Origin of the sequence: Streptomyces sp. NPDC049954, assembly GCF_040656295.1 — a bacterium.
Classification (GTDB): domain Bacteria; phylum Actinomycetota; class Actinomycetes; order Streptomycetales; family Streptomycetaceae; genus Streptomyces.
The window spans coordinates 394,286-409,182 of sequence record NZ_JBFALS010000008.1 but is presented as its reverse complement, the minus strand read 5'-3'; the positions used below and the strand labels follow the sequence as shown (position 1 = coordinate 409,182).

At 73.6% G+C, this 14,897-nt stretch carries 17 protein-coding genes and 1 riboswitch; of the genes, 10 read left to right on the top strand and 7 right to left on the bottom strand.

Annotated features, from left to right (window positions below; genetic code table 11):
- Positions 1-68 precede the first annotated feature (68 nt).
- On the top strand, positions 69-641 hold the full coding sequence (locus tag AB0J21_RS21320) for a flavin reductase family protein (RefSeq protein WP_363147608.1): 573 nt from the start codon (positions 69-71) through the stop codon (positions 639-641).
- A 33-nt stretch (positions 642-674) separates the two neighbouring features.
- Here the strand turns inward: AB0J21_RS21320 and AB0J21_RS21315 are convergent, their stop codons facing one another.
- Together AB0J21_RS21315 and AB0J21_RS21310 are read right to left on the bottom strand one after the other, a co-directional pair.
- Positions 675-1,652 carry an amidohydrolase family protein gene (locus AB0J21_RS21315; protein WP_363147607.1) on the bottom strand — a complete coding sequence of 326 codons (978 nt, stop codon included), beginning with the start codon at positions 1,650-1,652 and terminating at the stop codon, positions 675-677.
- A 214-nt stretch (positions 1,653-1,866) separates the two neighbouring features.
- The gene (locus tag AB0J21_RS21310; RefSeq protein ID WP_363147606.1) at positions 1,867-2,766 is read right to left on the bottom strand and encodes an LLM class F420-dependent oxidoreductase; all 900 of its coding nucleotides are present in this window, start codon (positions 2,764-2,766) and stop codon (positions 1,867-1,869) included.
- Between the two features lie 362 nt (positions 2,767-3,128).
- Here AB0J21_RS21310 and AB0J21_RS21305 point away from each other — a divergent pair, with 362 nt between their 5' ends.
- Positions 3,129-3,566 carry an ATP-binding protein gene (locus AB0J21_RS21305; protein WP_363147605.1) on the top strand — a complete coding sequence of 146 codons (438 nt, stop codon included), beginning with the start codon at positions 3,129-3,131 and terminating at the stop codon, positions 3,564-3,566.
- 186 nt (positions 3,567-3,752) lie between these two features.
- Here the strand turns inward: AB0J21_RS21305 and AB0J21_RS21300 are convergent, their stop codons facing one another.
- The 4 genes from AB0J21_RS21300 to AB0J21_RS21285 form a co-directional block, all read right to left on the bottom strand.
- Complete coding sequence (locus AB0J21_RS21300; protein WP_363147603.1) at positions 3,753-4,232, bottom strand: C40 family peptidase; 480 nt, start codon at positions 4,230-4,232, stop codon at positions 3,753-3,755.
- Positions 4,233-4,235: 3 nt separating this feature from the next.
- A riboswitch (cyclic di-AMP (ydaO/yuaA leader) is annotated at positions 4,236-4,429 on the bottom strand.
- Positions 4,430-4,768: 339 nt separating this feature from the next.
- Positions 4,769-5,083, bottom strand: coding sequence for a hypothetical protein (locus AB0J21_RS21295; RefSeq protein ID WP_363147601.1), 315 nt, complete (start codon positions 5,081-5,083; stop codon positions 4,769-4,771).
- Positions 5,084-5,090: 7 nt separating this feature from the next.
- On the bottom strand, positions 5,091-5,723 hold the full coding sequence (locus tag AB0J21_RS21290; protein WP_363147600.1) for an ATP-dependent Clp protease proteolytic subunit: 633 nt from the start codon (positions 5,721-5,723) through the stop codon (positions 5,091-5,093).
- 222 nt (positions 5,724-5,945) lie between these two features.
- The gene (locus AB0J21_RS21285) at positions 5,946-6,701 is read right to left on the bottom strand and encodes a hypothetical protein (RefSeq protein ID WP_363147599.1); all 756 of its coding nucleotides are present in this window, start codon (positions 6,699-6,701) and stop codon (positions 5,946-5,948) included.
- A 1,097-nt stretch (positions 6,702-7,798) separates the two neighbouring features.
- On the opposite strand from AB0J21_RS21285, the gene AB0J21_RS21280 reads away from it, so the two are divergent.
- From AB0J21_RS21280 to AB0J21_RS21245, 8 genes are all read left to right on the top strand, one after another.
- Positions 7,799-8,995, top strand: coding sequence for a Rieske 2Fe-2S domain-containing protein (locus tag AB0J21_RS21280; RefSeq protein ID WP_363147597.1), 1,197 nt, complete (start codon positions 7,799-7,801; stop codon positions 8,993-8,995).
- A 21-nt stretch (positions 8,996-9,016) separates the two neighbouring features.
- Positions 9,017-9,292, top strand: coding sequence for a type II toxin-antitoxin system Phd/YefM family antitoxin (locus AB0J21_RS21275; RefSeq protein ID WP_363147595.1), 276 nt, complete (start codon positions 9,017-9,019; stop codon positions 9,290-9,292).
- Positions 9,293-9,762: 470 nt separating this feature from the next.
- Positions 9,763-10,065 carry an urease subunit gamma gene (locus AB0J21_RS21270; RefSeq protein WP_363147594.1) on the top strand — a complete coding sequence of 101 codons (303 nt, stop codon included), beginning with the start codon at positions 9,763-9,765 and terminating at the stop codon, positions 10,063-10,065.
- Between the two features lie 11 nt (positions 10,066-10,076).
- Positions 10,077-10,436 (top strand): urease subunit beta, encoded by a 360-nt coding sequence (locus tag AB0J21_RS21265; RefSeq protein WP_363147593.1) that lies wholly within the window; start codon positions 10,077-10,079, stop codon positions 10,434-10,436.
- Positions 10,429-12,171 (top strand): urease subunit alpha, encoded by a 1,743-nt coding sequence (locus tag AB0J21_RS21260; RefSeq protein WP_363147592.1) that lies wholly within the window; start codon positions 10,429-10,431, stop codon positions 12,169-12,171. Before AB0J21_RS21265 ends, AB0J21_RS21260 begins: the two co-directional genes overlap by 8 nt.
- A gap of 73 nt (positions 12,172-12,244) precedes the next feature.
- Positions 12,245-12,919: an urease accessory UreF family protein gene (locus AB0J21_RS21255; RefSeq protein ID WP_363147591.1), complete on the top strand. Its 675-nt coding sequence runs from the start codon at positions 12,245-12,247 to the stop codon at positions 12,917-12,919.
- A gap of 61 nt (positions 12,920-12,980) precedes the next feature.
- Entirely contained in the window at positions 12,981-13,664 is a 684-nt protein-coding gene (ureG, locus tag AB0J21_RS21250) for an urease accessory protein UreG (RefSeq protein WP_363147590.1), read from the top strand.
- Positions 13,661-14,476 (top strand): urease accessory protein UreD, encoded by an 816-nt coding sequence (locus AB0J21_RS21245; RefSeq protein ID WP_363147588.1) that lies wholly within the window; start codon positions 13,661-13,663, stop codon positions 14,474-14,476. The genes ureG and AB0J21_RS21245 overlap by 4 nt, the downstream gene beginning before the upstream one ends.
- Positions 14,477-14,498: 22 nt before the next feature.
- Here the strand turns inward: AB0J21_RS21245 and AB0J21_RS21240 are convergent, their stop codons facing one another.
- On the bottom strand, positions 14,499-14,762 hold the full coding sequence (locus AB0J21_RS21240) for a DUF4190 domain-containing protein (RefSeq protein ID WP_363147587.1): 264 nt from the start codon (positions 14,760-14,762) through the stop codon (positions 14,499-14,501).
- Positions 14,763-14,897: the final 135 nt, after the last annotated feature.

The window sequence follows — 14,897 nt, the reverse complement described above, 5'->3', positions numbered from 1 at the left end:
CGGCATCCGCCCGCGGTCAGGGACGGGACCGCCCACCTCACCCGCACGCGAGCCACCCGGAGGCCGTCATGCCCGCACCCGCCACCACCGCGCCGGCGGAGCCCGCCCACGGCTTCGGCCCCGCCGAGTACCGCAAGGTGCTCGGCCGGGTACCCACCGCCGTCAGCGTCGTCACCGCGTCCACCCCCGACGGGCCCGTCGGCGTCACCGTCGGCAGTTTCACCTCGGTGTCCCTGCAACCACCGCTCGTGATGTTCTTCTGCGACCTGGCCTCGACCAGCGCCGCCGCCGTCGCCCGGGCCGGCCGGTTCTGCGTCAACGTCCTGGCCGAGGACCAGCGGCAGCAGTGCCAGGCCTTCGCGAGCCGCACCGGGGACCGGTTCGCCTCCTGCTCCTGGGAGACCGGGGCGGACGGGGCCCCGCACATCGAGGGCTGCCTCGCCTGGATCGACTGCGAGGTCGAGAACACCTTCCCGGCCGGGGACCACATCGCGGTCCTCGGCCGGGTACGGCGCCTGCGCGCGGCCACGACGGAGCACAAACCGCTGGTCTTCTACGGGGGCCGGCTCGGCCGGCTCGACCCCGCGCCCCTGCGGCACGCCCCGACCGCACCGTTCGGCTGGTGGGACGCCGGGATCTGACCGCCCCGGCGGCGCCGCTTCGGCGGGAGGTGGTCAGCGAGGCCCGTCGAGGAGCCCCGGCAGCAGGCGCGTGGCGTTGCGCGTGGTCAGGGCGCGCCACGTGTCGCCGTCCGGCTGCACGGCGGCGTCGACGGACCTCACCTGGGCGAGGGCGCCGGCCGCCGGGGTCCAGCAGTAGTCGCTGCCGTACAGCACCTGCGCACTGCCGAAGGCCGAGACCAGCGCGGGGACCTGGTTCGGGAAGGGCGTGCCGGCGATGTCGAACCACAGCCGGCCGACCTGCTCCTGGACACGCGGCACGTCCGCGGAGCCGCCCATGAACCCCGAGCGGAACAACTCCATGCGGTCCGCGAGCAGCGGCAGCGTCCCGGCGCCGTGCGTGAACAGCCACTGGATGCCCGGGTAGCGGGTGAGGACCCCGTTGAAGACCAGGTCGCTCACGGTCCGCGTCGAGTCGAAGATGAACTCCAGCATCGGCCGGGGACGCCCCAGCGACACGGCCTCGGCGCAGGACGGCGAGGTGGGGTGGACGAAGACGACGGCCCGGCGGCTGTCCAGCTCCGCCCACAGGGGCTCGAAGTCGGGGTGGCCGAGGTAGCGGCCCCCGGCGTTCGACTCCAGGGTCACACCGTCACTGCCCAGCGTGTCCAGGGCGTGGGCCAGTTCGTCCAGCGCGCCCGTGACATCGGGCAGGGGCAGGGAGGCGAAGTGCCCGAAGCGGCCGGGGTGGTCCCGCTTGAGCCCGGCGCCGTACTCGTTGACCTCCCGGGCCAGCGACCGGGCCGCGCGGTCGTCGCCGAAGTGCACGCCGGGAGAGGAGATGGACAGGACCGAGGTGCGGATGCCGCCCTCGTCCATGAGCGCGAGATGACTGTCGACGTCCCACGACGGCCAGCCCGGCATCCCGTCGGGCCGCTCGTGCCCCGCGGCTTTGGCGAGTTCCGCGTAGTGATCGGTGACGAAGTGCGCGTGCACGTCGACGAGCTGCTGCTCGGGGGCCGGTTCCTGCATGGTGCTTTCCTCTCGTTCACGTCCGGGGAGCCCTCGGGCGGGACACCCGGGGCCCCTCGGTGGCACGCGGCGCCGCCTCGCGACAGCCGTGGACCGGGACCGGCGGGCGGATACCGGGCCGGCCGCGCAGGACCCGCGCCGCTCGCTCGCTGCTCTTTACGGTACACCGTGTCCTGTATGGAGCGCGGTGTACCGCTCCGGCCGGCGGAACGGGTCAGCGCGGCCGCACGGCGTCCCGGCGCCGCAGCTCCGCCAGCACGGGGGCGAAGGCCTCCATGGAGGGGTCGAGCACCGTGAAGTACGAGAAGCCGTATCGCTCCCGGTGCGCCTCGATCCGGTCCGCGATCTCCCGTACCGTCCCCAGCGCGAGGATCGGCACCTCCAGCAGCTCGTCCGTACTGAGGTGCGGCAGGTGCGTGCGCCACTCCTCGGCCGCCCGCTCGCGGTCCTCGGTGACGACGACGGCCTGGATCAGCAGATTCAGCTCGGCGGGCCGGGGGCGACCGGCCGCGAAACCCCGGTAGGCCGCGACGCGCTCCTCCAACTGGTCCGCCGTGAGCGGCCTCGGGGTGCCCTCCGGAGTCGTACGCCCCCCGCTGAACGCCACGACGTCCGCGTGCCGTGCCGCCAGGCGCAGCACCCGGTCGCCGTTGCCACCCACCAGCAGCGTGGGCCGAGGTCGCTGCACCACGGCGGGCCGGTGCTCGGCCGAGCCGAACAGCCGCCCCAACTCGGCCAGCGTGTCCCGGAGATGGTCGACCCGCTCCCGCGCGGACCCCCACGGAAGGCCGGCCGCCTCGTGTTCGGCCGGTACGTAACCGGTGCCGAGGCCCAGTTCGAGCCGGCCCCCGCTGAGCGCGTCGACCGTCGCCGCCTCCCGGGCGAGCAGGGCCGGGTTCCAGAATCCGGCGTTGAGGACGAAGGTGCCGATCCTGACGTGCTCGGTCGCCCCGGCGGCGGCGACCAGCGCCGGGAAGGGCGCCATCATGCCCAGGTGATCGGCGACGAGCACCGTGTCGTAGCCCAGTTCCTCCGCCCTGCGGCACCTCTCGCTCCACTCCGCCCCCTGGGCGGCGGTGACCATGTTGACCCCGAACCGGAATGCCTCGGCCATGACGTCTCCTTCTGCCTCGCCGGTGTGTTCCGTCCGGCCATTCATCCCTGCGCGCACGGGAGAGGCAAGGGGGCACCGGACTCGGGAAGGCGGAGGAGGGAGTGAAAGGCGATGCCGTCGAGGTGCCCGGGCCGCGTTCGCCGGGACCGGCCGTCACTCTCCGTTCCGGGTCCGGCAGGCCGTAATCCGCTCGGCCGTAGCAGGGTTCACCGCTTCGGGCGACAGAACCCCGCAGATCCTCCGGGATCGGACCGCACGCGAGCCCCCGCGGTGGCAGTCTGGCGCACAGTAAGGGCCCGGCCCCTCGGTGTCATTCCACGACGACTCGCCTCACCGGGCCCTGCGGGAAGGGACAGGCCGTCATGGCAGATCATCAGGAAGCCTCGGTCACGCTGCCGAGCGATCCGGCCTCGGTTCCGGAGGCCCGCAGACATGTCGGCGCCCTCCTCGCCGAATGGGGACTGCCCGCCGGCTCCGAATCGGCCGACACGATCCGGCTGATCGTCTCGGAACTCGCCACCAACGCCGTCCAGCACACCTGCGGGCAGTCACCCACCTTCACGGTGGAGCTCGTGCTGGAACGCGATGAACGGCTCTGTATCGGAGTGACCGACAGCCACCCCCGCTGGCCCCAGCGGCTGCCCGCCGCCGTGCAGCAGGACAACGGACGCGGCCTGGTCATCATCCGGTGGCTCGCCGCGGAGTGCGGCGGGCGGCTGTCGGTCGTGCCCACCGAGGAGGGCGGGAAGACCGTCCGGGTCGAACTCCCGTGGCAGGCCGGGGCGGCCGCACTCGACTGAACGGCCGTCCCCGGGCCCCGGCCCCTGCAAAAACGTTCTGCCCGCCCGGTCCGCACCGTCCGTAGCGGGGCGCGGTCGCGGAGCCGGACGGGGGAGGGCACGTGGTGAGCAGCGGGCACGGCGGCACCTGGCGGGCCGTCACCACCCGCCGTACGGACGTGTCCGCCGCGCCCGCCGCCCCTCACCTCACCTCACGCGTCCGTAACTGACCGACCTCGTCCAGATCCGTTCGAGTTTGACGACGTCTCCCGTCTTGGGCGCGTGCCACACCTTGTTGCCGCCCGCGTAGATGGCCACGTGGTACACGCTGCCGCCCGAGCGGAAGAAGACCAGGTCCCCCTTGGTGCGGTGGCCCGCGGAGATGTGCCGGGTCTTGTTGTACTGCGCCTGGGCGGTGCGCGGCAGGGCCTTCCCCGCCTTCTTGAAGGCGTAGACAGTCAGCCCCGAACAGTCGAAGCGGTGGGGGCCCGCGGCGCCCCAGCCATAGGGCGAGCCCTTCTTGGAAGCCGCGATCCTGAGCGCCTTGGCGTGGACACCGGCGGTGGCGGCCCGGGCCTCCGGGGCGCCGCCCGGCACTGCCAGGGTGCCGCCCACGGCGGCGAGAGTGAGAGCCGAGGCGGTGCCGGCCCTGGTCAGCAGAACGGGAACTCGATTCCGCACAGACATGCGTAACCCTTCGTCAACCGCCTGTGAAGGATGACCTGTCGGGTTCGGGCCGGCGAAGATGCCCGGCCGCATTGCGGCTTCACCCCAAGGACCGACGCGCTCCACACGCGCCGACCCGCCGTGCTGGGTCCTCCACTCCCGCCGATCCATGTGTCGACCGGCATCCGGACGGCGGCGGGATTCGGCGTCCGCCCGGACCGCCCCGCCGCTGCGACGGGGGCTTGTCGTCGTCAAGGATCTTCACGCACGGCCGGGCCGGAAACCGGGCAGAATCGTCCCTATGTGAGCTTCCTCACCCTTGTGCCGTTCGGGTGTCCCGCCTCCCGGGCGGCACCCTCCGTCGAGAGCGGACGAGCGCCCGACCAGCGGCGCAGTCATCCGCCGGGCCGAGAGTGCCCACGCGGAGCGCAACCCCGAGCCGGTCCCCCAGGGCCCGGAGGTACGCCGTTGGTGGGTACCTCGTTTGGTAGGTTTGCGTCGCGCTGCGGACATGGGTGGTCGCGGAACGCGCACGCGGACGTGTGTCGCGGCGCGTCCTACGCCTCCGGGGCCTCCTGCGGGGGGACTGCCACCCGGGCGGTACGACGCTCTCCGTCGAGTACGCGCAGCGCCTGTTCCAGGGTCCGTGCGTGCAGCTCCGTCTCGCCGCGCGCGTGCATGCGGGCGAGCGCGTCGCGCAGGCTCACCGCCCGGGCGACGAGCGCCTGAGCCGCCCGCAGCGCGGCGTACGTGTCGCCGCCCCGGCCGGGATTGGCGCGGCCGAGCAGGTCGGCGGCGGCCAGGTAACTGTCGATCAGTTCGCCCTCGGCCCTGGTCAGGGCGGGCAGGGGTGGCAGCTCCGGCGGCAGCATCGCGTCCTCACTGGTTCCAGGTGCCCGGCAGGGGGCCCCGGTCGCCCACCACGGCGTCCACGATCCCGTACGCGCGCGCCTCGGTGGCGGTCAGTACCTTGTCCCGTTCGATGTCCGCGCCGACGTCCCGCGGATCGCGGCCCGTGTGCCGGGCGAGCAGTCGCTCCGTCACCTCCCGCATGCGCTGCACCTCGGCGGCCTGGATCTCCAGGTCGCTCGGCTGCCCCTGGGCGGGTTCGGTCAGGGCCGGCTGGCCGATGACGATGCGGGCGCCCGGCAGCGCCGCCCGTTTCCCCTCGGTCCCGGCCGCCAGGAGCACGGCGCCCACCGAGACGGCCTGGCCGAGGCAGTACGTCGACACGTCGCAGGCCAGGAAGCGGACGGTGTCGTACACGGCGGTCATCGCGGTGAAGGTACCGCCCGGGCAGTTGAGGTAGAGGGAGATGTCCTGGTCGGGCGCGGCGTGCTCCAGGTACATGAACTGGGCCACCAGGTCGCCGGCCGCGGTGTCGTCGAGCGGGGTGCCGAGAAACACGATCCGATTCTCCAGCAGCTTCGCGTACGGGTCCAGGGTGCGGTGCCCGGAGCTGGTGCGTTCGGTGAACTCGGGCAGGACGTAACGAGCGGACGGACGGATCACGGCACACGTCTCCTCTGTGAGGTGCCCTGTAAAAAATGTACAGGACGTACAGACTCTTGAGGTGAGCATCGCTCAGGAGGCAGCCGGGGACAACGACAAGGGCCCCCGTTTCGCTCTCGGCGAGAAGCGGCGGGGGGCCCGGTCGGCAGTACGTACGGTGTTGACGTCGGCGCAGGGGGAGGGTGTGGCGCGGGCGTTGGGCTCATGGTGCGCCCCTGCGGGTCAGGTGCTGCTGTACAGGTCCACGAACGGCTGGGCCGAGTCGAGGCCCTCGTGCCCGAAGGGCGCGTCGAAGCTCCAGACCAGGAACAGCAGGAAGACGATCAGGGCGCTGAACGTCGTGGCGAGCAGCAGCTCGCGGGCCGAACGGCGGATCTGAAGGGTGTACATGAGGCCGAGGGTGACCACGGCGCCGGCCACCAGGCCGAACCACACGGTCCCGGGAAGCGTGGTGCCGGCGTTCTCCAGACGCTGGTGGCGCGCGTCGTCGGCGGCGGCGACCTGGTCGAGCAGCGGCTGGTACGCCTGGGCCTGGAGTTCGTCGGCCGGGGTGTGGCGGGCGATGTCGGTGCGGATCTGCCGCAGGAGGTCCCCGCCCTTGGTGCCCGGATCCCGGTCCGCCTCCATGGCGCGCCATTCCGAGGTGACGGTGTGCCGGGCGTAGGTGTCGATGTGTGCGCGGACCTGGGCGCGGAAGTCGGCCGGGTAGACGTCCAGACGCTGGTCGATCTCGTAGAGCGCCTGGGCCTCGCGCTGCACGGTGTCGTCGGCCGCGTTCCTGGCCTCCCACACGCCGGCGATCGCGAGGCCCAGCACGATGGCGTAGACGACGCCGACCATCATCACGAGGTATTCGAGGACGTCCGGGGTCTCGGAGGTGTCCTCGTCGACCACCCGGCGGTTGCGCATCAGCGTGGCGGTGACGACCAGGGTGCAGACCAGCACCGAGGCCAGGGTGTAGATCAGCCATTCGGGCACAGCGGGGCTCCAAGAATGCCGGCGAGAAGTGGTGGGAGAGGGGAGGCGGGGGTCAGCCGCGCCCGCGACGGCGGGAACCGGGCCGCAGGGCGGCCGCCGCCAGGATCGCGGGACACATGATCACGACGGTCGTGGTGACGGTCGACAGCGCCGCCGGCGGTGGGCGTCGGGAACCGCCCGCGTAGTGGGAGCGCGGCACCCAGTGGAAGGCCGCGGGCGCCTCGGGCGGAGCCGGGGCCGGGCTCGCCGGCGGGGGCGGCCGCCGGGTCGGGCGCGGGGAGGGCGGCTCGGGCCTCGGAGGGGCCGCCGCCGGGGCCGGGCTCCGGGAGGGGGCCGGGCCGGGGGCGGGCGCGGCGACGGACGGCGGAGGAGACGAGGGCCGTGGCACCGTCGCCGAGGGAGGCGGGCTCGGTGTGGGTGTCGGTGGGGGCGAGGGTGAAGGGGTGGGGCTGGGCGGAGGGGGGCTCGGCGAAGGTGAAGGTGAAGGCGAAGGCGGCGGCGTCGGTTCGGGCGGCGGAGGAGTCGGGTGGGTGCCCCCGATCTCCACCCACGCCTCACCCGTGCACACCACGAGATGGCCCCCGGCCGGACCGTGCTCGATGAGCACGGACGTACCGGAGTGATGGGGCACCGGGCAGAGCACGGCCGCGGCCGCTATGCCCGCGGTGATCCAGCCGCTCACAGGCCCTCCTCGTCACACGTCGTTCCGCGGCGGCGTGTTCGCCGCCCTCGCCGCACCGCCCGGTGTGCGTCAACGGGCCCCGCCCGAAGGGCCGGTGGCGGCACCGGCGACAGGAGCAACGACCGGAGGGGGAGGGGGACACGGGGTGGTGCGGCCCTGTACGGCCCGAAGGTCGCCGGGCCGGTGTCGGCCGCCCGGTTCAGCCCGTCACGTACACGGACATACACTCCCGGACCGGCAGGTGGATACCGGGTCCATTCCGTCCAATTCGTGCTGCCGTGACGGGATTCGAACCCGAGCCCACGGACCGTCCCGCCGTGTGGTTTGGCCCCTCCAAGGGGTGAGAGCGACTCCTCGCGGAGGGGCCAGGGAGGCGGCCGGGCAGCCTCCACACAACCGAGCTGAGGGAGAAGGCGTGGGACTGTCACGTGCGCACGGGCGAGGAATCACCGAGGGGCCGACCCCGGCCGACCTGGCGGGGCAGCCCGCCCTGCCGTATCCGAGCGGCTGGTCCGCGCTGGCCTTCTCGGACGAACTCCCGCCCCGCAAGGTGCTGACGAGGCCGCTCGCCGGTCAGGACGTGGTGCTGTACCGGCTGCCGACCGGGGCCCTGCGGGCGGTGCGTCCCTACTGCCCGCATCTCGGCGCGCACCTCGGCCTCGCCACGGTGGAGGGGGAGGACCTGGTCTGCCCCTTCCACCTCTTCGCCTTCGGCCCGGACGGGGCGTGCGTGCGCACGGGGTACGGCACCGCGCCGCCCCGGTCCCCGCTCGACGCGTTCCCGGTGTGCGAGGTCAACGGCGCCGTGTTCGTGTGGCGTCACCACGACGGCCGGGCCCCGGACTGGACGATCCCCGCCTGGCACGTGATCGGCAGCCGCCCGGCCCGGCACACGGCCTGGGAGCTGTGCGGCCAGGTGCAGGAGGTCATCGAGAACTCGGTGGACGTCGGGCACTTCGCCACCCTGCACGGCTGGAAGAAGGCGGAGACCGGCGGACCGGTCGTCTACGACGGGGCGAGGTTCCACGTGTCGCTCGTCGCCCACGAGTCGGCGCCGCTGCTCGGGGACTTCACGGTCGAGGTGGAGGTCGACGGCTACGGGCTGGGCTGCCTGCACGCCGACGCGTACACGCCCCGCCTCGGCCTGCGCATGTGCACGACGGTGATGCCCACCGCGATCGGCCCCCACCGGATGCAGTTCCGGCAGCTCAACCGGCTGGAGTTCGCCGGACCCGGCTTCCTGCCGGCCCCGGCCGCCCGGCTGGCGAGCCGCACCGCCGAGCGGGTGCTGAGCCGCGCCGTCTTCCGCGCGAGCTGCGAGTTCACCGAGGCCGACTTCCCCGTCTGGCACCACAAGCAGTACCGCAAGCCGCCCCGCCTCGCGCAGGGCGACGGGCCCATCGGGGCCTTCCGGCAGTGGGCCCGCGACTTCTACCCGGCACCGGCGGAGCGCGGCGAGGGCACCGGCGGGACCACGGACGGCGACCGGCACCGCACGTCCGGCACCCCCGTCCCCCCGCACGCGCACGACGGCGTGCGCCACCCCCGTCAGACGACCCCTCCCGCCCGCCACACCCACGCGAACCCCGGATCGCACCAGGACACTTTCTGAGCGGTCAGTAAGCTGGAGGGCATGGCCCACGAGATTCCGGTGACGCAAGCCCGCGCCGAGCTGGCCGACCTGATCAACCGGGTCGTCTACGGTGAGGAACGGGTGGTCCTCACCCGCCACGGAAAGCCACTCGTCGCCCTCGTCTCCGCCGCCGACCTGGAACGGCTCGAAGCGCTCGCGGAGGCCGGGGAGCAGTCCGTCGCCGGTTCCGTCGCCCCGGTGCACCCGGTCTCCCCCGCCCCCGAACCGCACCGCTTCGGTATCGCGGCCCAGTACCGGGGGCCGGGGGCGGGCTGAGGTCCGGCCCCGACAGCGGCCTCGCCTCCCGACCTCACCGGCACGGCCCGGCCGGCGGTGCACGCCCGCTCCGCAGCGCCCGGCGAGCGCGTCCTCCCCGTATACGGTCACGAGCCCTGTGCGGTCGGGCCGACCCGGGGGCCGGGGAGGTCCGGCCGGGGCGGTGGTCCCTGGTCCGCGGGGTCGCGGGCCGGCTCCGGCAGGAGCTGAGACCGTTCGCGCACCCCGCCGACCGCGCGTCAGGCCCGGTCGGCCGCCGGGCCCCCGCGTCTCGTCGCCGCTCCCGCAGGCCGTCGGGCGGCAGTTAACGCGGCCGAAACCCCGCGGGATTAGCCTCGGCCCGGCGCCACCGGATCAGCCACTGTCCGGCGCCCCCCGGACGCCGTGGGGCGACCGGTCGGGCACCGCCCCTGCCCGGACGCGCCAGAGCCCGGCCGCCCCGGCCGAGCGAGGACCGGAAGGCGGTACGCGTGCACCTGACCCCGCACGAACAGGAACGGCTGCTCATCCACGTAGCGGCCGACGTGGCGCGGCGGCGCCGGGACAGGGGCCTGAAGCTCAACCATCCCGAGGCTGTCGCGCTCATCACCTCGCACCTCCTCGAAGGCGCCAGGGACGGCCGGACCGTCGCCGAACTCATGGCCTCGGGGCGGACGGTGCTCACCCGTCAGGACGTCATGGACGGCATCGCCGAGATGATCCACGACGTGCAGGTCGAGGCGACCTTCCCGGACGGCACCAAACTCGTCACCGTCCACGACCCGATCGTCTGAGGGGGAGCAGCGTGATTCCCGGAGAGATCCTGTACGCCGAGGAGCCCGTCGCCTTCAACGAGGGCCGCGAGGTCACCGTGCTGACCGTGCTCAACGCCGCCGACCGGCCCGTCCAGGTCGGCTCCCACTACCATTTCGCCGAGGCCAACCCCGGCCTGGAGTTCGACCGCGCCGCCGCCCACGGCACCCGCCTGCACATCGCCGCCGGTACGGCCGTGCGCTTCGAACCCGGCATCCCCGTCGAGGTCGCCCTCGTCCCGCTGGCCGGAGCGCGCCGCGTCCCGGGGCTGCGCGGACAGACGGCGGGCCCGCTCGACCCCGCGCCCACCGGCCAACCGGCCGCCCCCGGAGAGGGAGCCGCACATGTCTGAGTACGATCCGCGGGCCGCCCGGCTCTCGCGCGCCGCCTACGCCGACCTCTTCGGTCCCACGACCGGCGACCGGCTCCGGCTCGCCGACACCGCGCTGACCGTCGAGATCGAGGAGGACCGCTGCGGCGGCCCGGGCCGCTCCGGCGACGAGGCCGTCTTCGGCGGCGGCAAGGTCATCCGCGAGTCCATGGGGCAGTCCCCGGCCGCGCGCGCCGAAGGCACCCCCGACACGGTCGTCACCGGGGCCGTGGTCCTCGACCACTGGGGCGTCGTCAAGGCCGACGTCGGCATCCGGGACGGCCGCGTCGTCGCGCTCGGCAAGGCGGGCAACCCCGACACGATGGACGGCGTCCACCCGGACCTCGTGATCGGCCCCGAGACCGAGATCATCGCCGGGAACGGCAAGATCCTCACCGCGGGCGGCATCGACACCCACGTCCACTTCATCTCGCCCGGACTCGTCGACGAGGCGCTCGCCTCCGGGGTGACGACTCTCGTCGGCGGCGGCACCGGACCCGCCGAGGGCACCAAGGCCACCACCATCACCCCCGGCCGCTGGCACCTGGCCCGCATGTTCGAGGCGATGGAGAACAGCCCCGTCAACATCGGCTTCCTCGGCAAGGGCAACACCACCTCGAAACGCTCGATGCGCGACCAACTGCGCGCCGGTGCGGTCGGGTTCAAGATCCACGAGGACTGGGGCTCGACGCCCGCCGTGCTCGACGCCTGCCTCGACGTGTGCGAGGAGTCCGGCGCCCAGCTCGCGATCCACACCGACACCCTCAACGAGGCCGGATTCGTCGGCGACACCTTCGCCGCGATCAACGGCCGCACCGTGCACGCCTTCCACGTCGAGGGCGCCGGAGGCGGGCACGCGCCCGACATGATCACCGCCGTGTCGCTGCCGCACATGCTGCCCAGCTCCACGAACCCGACCCGCCCGCACACCGTCAACACCGTCGAGGAGCACCTCGACATGCTGATGGTCTGCCACCACCTCAACGCCGCCGTCCCCGAGGACCTGGCCTTCGCCGAATCAAGGATCCGGCCCTCGACCATCGCCGCCGAGGACATCCTGCACGACCTCGGCGCCATCTCGATCATGTCCTCGGACTCCCAGGCCATGGGCCGCATCGGCGAGGTGATCCTGCGGACCTGGCAGACCGCGCACGTCATGAAGAACCGGCGGGGACCGCTCCCGGGCGACACCCGGGCCGACAACCTGCGCGCCCGCCGCTACGTCGCCAAGTACACGATCAACGCGGCGATCGCGCAGGGCCTCGACGCCGAGATCGGCTCGGTGGAACCGGGCAAACTCGCCGACCTCGTGCTGTGGGAGCCCGCCTTCTTCGGCGTCAGCCCGCAACTCGTCATCAAGGGCGGGCAGATCGCCTACGCGCAGATGGGTGACGCCAACGCGTCCATCCCCACTCCGCAACCCGTCCTGCCCCGGCCCATGTTCGGCGCCCTCGGCAAGGCACCCGCCGCGCTCTCCCTCAACTTCGTCACCCAGGCCGCCCTTGACGACGGCCTGCCCGAACGCCTCTGCCTGAGCCGTGCGTTCACCGCGATCAACTCCACCCGGGGGCTGGGCAAGGCCGACATGCGGCTCAACGACGCGCTGCCCCACGTCGAGGTCGCCCCCGACAGCTTCGCCGTCACCATCGACGGCGAACTCGTCGAGCCCGCTCCCGTCGCGGAACTGCCCATGGCCCAGCGCTACTTCCTGTTCTGAGCCATCCCCGTACGACGCTTCCGGCGATCCGCCGCCGCACCAGTCCGTCCGCCCTGTCCGGGAGGTGACCCGAATGACCCGCGCCGCGCTGCTCGTTCTCGCCGACGGCCGCCTCCCCGCAGGGGGCCACGCCCACTCGGGGGGCGCCGAGGAGGCCGTCAACTCGGGCCGCCTCACCGGCCCGGCGGAGCTGGAGAGCTTCTGCCGGGGCCGGCTGCACACCACCGGGCGCGTCGCCGCGAGCCTCGCCGCGAGCGCCGCCCTGGGCCTCGACCCGCTCGCCCTCGACGCCGCGGCCGACGCACGCACCCCCTCACCCGCCCTGCGCACCGCCGCCCGCCGCCTCGGCAGGCAACTGCTGCGCGCCGCCCGCGCGGCCTGGCCGCACCCCGAACTCGAAGCCCTGGCCCGGGCCAGGCCGCGCGGGGCGCACCAGCCGGTCGTCCTCGGCCTGACCGCCCGCGCCGCCGGCCTGGGCCCCGAGGACGCCGCGTACGCCTGCCTCTACGAGACGGTGGGCGGACCGGCCACCGCGACCGTCCGGCTGCTGAGCCTGGACCCGCTCGACGCCACCGCCCTGCTCGCCCGGCTCGCCCCCGAACTCGACCGGCTCGCCGCCGAGTCCGTCGAACACGCCCACCGGGCCCGTGCCGAAGGCGTCGACGCGCTGCCCGCCCACTCGGCTCCGCTGCTGGAGATCGGCGCCGAACACCACGCGGCCCGCCCCGCCCGCCTCTTCGCCTCCTGATCCCTACGGCCCCTCCCGCATCCTCCTACGATCCCCTCGCACCCCCGACTGGAGCCGCCCCGTGCACCTCGACCACTCCCACTCCGGCCCCGCCGCCGTCAGCGCCGACGCCCACCGCCCCGACGGCAGCAGGCGGGCGCTGCGGATCGGCCTGGGCGGGCCCGTCGGCTCGGGGAAGACCGCGACGGTCGCCGCCCTGTGCCGGGAACTGCGCGCCGAACTCTCCCTGGCCGTCGTCACCAACGACATCTACACGCGGGAGGACGCCGAGTTCCTCCTGCGCGAGGCGGTCCTGCCGCCCGAGCGGATCACCGCTGTCGAGACCGGGGCCTGCCCGCACACCGCGATCCGCGACGACATCTCCGCCAACCTCGAAGCGGTCGAGGACCTGGAGGACACGAGCGGGCCGCTCGACCTGATCCTCGTCGAGTCCGGCGGCGACAACCTCACCGCGACCTTCTCGCGGGGGCTGGTGGACGCGCAGGTCTTCGTCATCGACGTGGCCGGCGGCGACGACATCCCCCGCAAGGGCGGCCCCGGGGTCACCACCGCCGACCTTCTCGTCGTCAACAAGACCGACCTCGCCCCGTACGTGGGCTCCGACCTCGACCGGATGGCCGCCGACGCCGCAGCGCAGCGCGGTGCGCTCCCGGTGATCCTCCAGTCCCTGCGCACCGGCGACGGCGTCAAGCCGGTCGCCGACTGGGTGCGCGGCCAGTCCGCCGCCTGGCGGGGCCGGGCATGACGGGAACCTCCGGCCCGGCGGGGGAGCGGTACTCCGGGGTCGTCGCCACGGCGCGGATCAACGCCGCCCCCGACGGCCGGGGCGGTACCGCACTGCCACTGCTCAGCGGCGAGGGCCCGCTCGCCCTGCGCAGGACCAGGGCCGGCGACGGCGGTGCGCGGGTCCTCACGGTCGGGGCGATGAGCGGCCCGCTGGGCGGCGACCACTTCACCGTACGGGCGCGGGTGCGGCCCGGGGCCCGGCTCACCGTCGGCTCCGTCGCCGCGACCCTCGCCCTGCCCGGTCAGGCGAAGGGGCACGCGCGCTACGACGTACGCCTCGATGTGGCGCAGGGTGCCGAACTGCGCTGGCTGCCCGAGCAGTTGATCGCCGCGAAGGGCAGCGACCTGCGCGTCACGACCCGGGTGCGGCTGGAGCGCGGCGCGCGCCTCGTCCTGCGGGAGGAGCAGGTCCTCGGACGCAGCGCCGAGGAACCGGGCCGGCTCGCCAGCCGCCTCACCGTGCACCACGACGGGAGCGCCCTGCTCGACCAGGAGACACACTGCGGGCCCGGGGCGCCCGGCGGCTGGGACGGACCCGCCGTACTGGCAGGACTGCGGACCCTCGGACAACTCGTGGTCGTGGCGCCGGAGTTCGAGGACAATCCGGTGGCGGCGCGGCAACTGGGACCCTACGCGGCCCTCATGCCGCTCGCGGGACCGGCCGTCCTGGTCACCGCGCTGGCCCCCGACGCACTGCGCCTGCGCCGGCTTCTCGACGAAGCGGCGCAGGCGCTGGGGGCTGCTCCCCGTGGGGGAGACGTGCCGCGGTGAGGACCGGCGGCACCCGGGGGTGTCATGCGCCCACGTACAGTCCGAACCCGCTCACGAACATCATGACGACCGCGAAGACGACGTCGACGACGCCGAGGATCAGGCCCGCCTTGGCCATTCCGTTGCGGCTCGCCTGCTTCAGCGCGAGGTAGCCGAAGACGATGGCGAGGATGCCGAGGATGATGCCGAGGAAGAACAGCCCGACGATGCCGAGGACCAGCGACGCGATGGCCATCCCGCCCGCGTTGCCACGGGCCCGCGACGAACTCGTGCCGTACCCAGTCATGTGAACTCCTTCGTCCAGAGGCGGCTGCGCCGTCCGTCGGTTGTGTACACGCCGAGTTACCCGAAGCCGCGCACTCATGCCTCGGCCGGTGAAGCGCGGACCGGAAATCCCGCGAGGGCGGTGCATCGGTGAACT

What these genes read in the sequence shown, in the direction of transcription:
- AB0J21_RS21320 (WP_363147608.1), top strand. Translation starts at nt 69, where the DNA reads ATGCCCGCACCCGCCACCACCGCGCCGGCGGAGCCCGCCCACGGCTTC.
- AB0J21_RS21315 (WP_363147607.1), bottom strand. Translation starts at nt 1,652, where the DNA reads ATGCAGGAACCGGCCCCCGAGCAGCAGCTCGTCGACGTGCACGCGCAC.
- AB0J21_RS21310 (WP_363147606.1), bottom strand. Translation starts at nt 2,766, where the DNA reads ATGGCCGAGGCATTCCGGTTCGGGGTCAACATGGTCACCGCCGCCCAG.
- AB0J21_RS21305 (WP_363147605.1), top strand. Translation starts at nt 3,129, where the DNA reads ATGGCAGATCATCAGGAAGCCTCGGTCACGCTGCCGAGCGATCCGGCC.
- AB0J21_RS21300 (WP_363147603.1), bottom strand. Translation starts at nt 4,232, where the DNA reads ATGTCTGTGCGGAATCGAGTTCCCGTTCTGCTGACCAGGGCCGGCACC.
- AB0J21_RS21295 (WP_363147601.1), bottom strand. Translation starts at nt 5,083, where the DNA reads ATGCTGCCGCCGGAGCTGCCACCCCTGCCCGCCCTGACCAGGGCCGAG.
- AB0J21_RS21275 (WP_363147595.1), top strand. Translation starts at nt 9,017, where the DNA reads ATGGCCCACGAGATTCCGGTGACGCAAGCCCGCGCCGAGCTGGCCGAC.
- AB0J21_RS21260 (WP_363147592.1), top strand. Translation starts at nt 10,429, where the DNA reads ATGTCTGAGTACGATCCGCGGGCCGCCCGGCTCTCGCGCGCCGCCTAC.
- AB0J21_RS21255 (WP_363147591.1), top strand. Translation starts at nt 12,245, where the DNA reads ATGACCCGCGCCGCGCTGCTCGTTCTCGCCGACGGCCGCCTCCCCGCA.
- AB0J21_RS21245 (WP_363147588.1), top strand. Translation starts at nt 13,661, where the DNA reads ATGACGGGAACCTCCGGCCCGGCGGGGGAGCGGTACTCCGGGGTCGTC.
- AB0J21_RS21240 (WP_363147587.1), bottom strand. Translation starts at nt 14,762, where the DNA reads ATGACTGGGTACGGCACGAGTTCGTCGCGGGCCCGTGGCAACGCGGGC.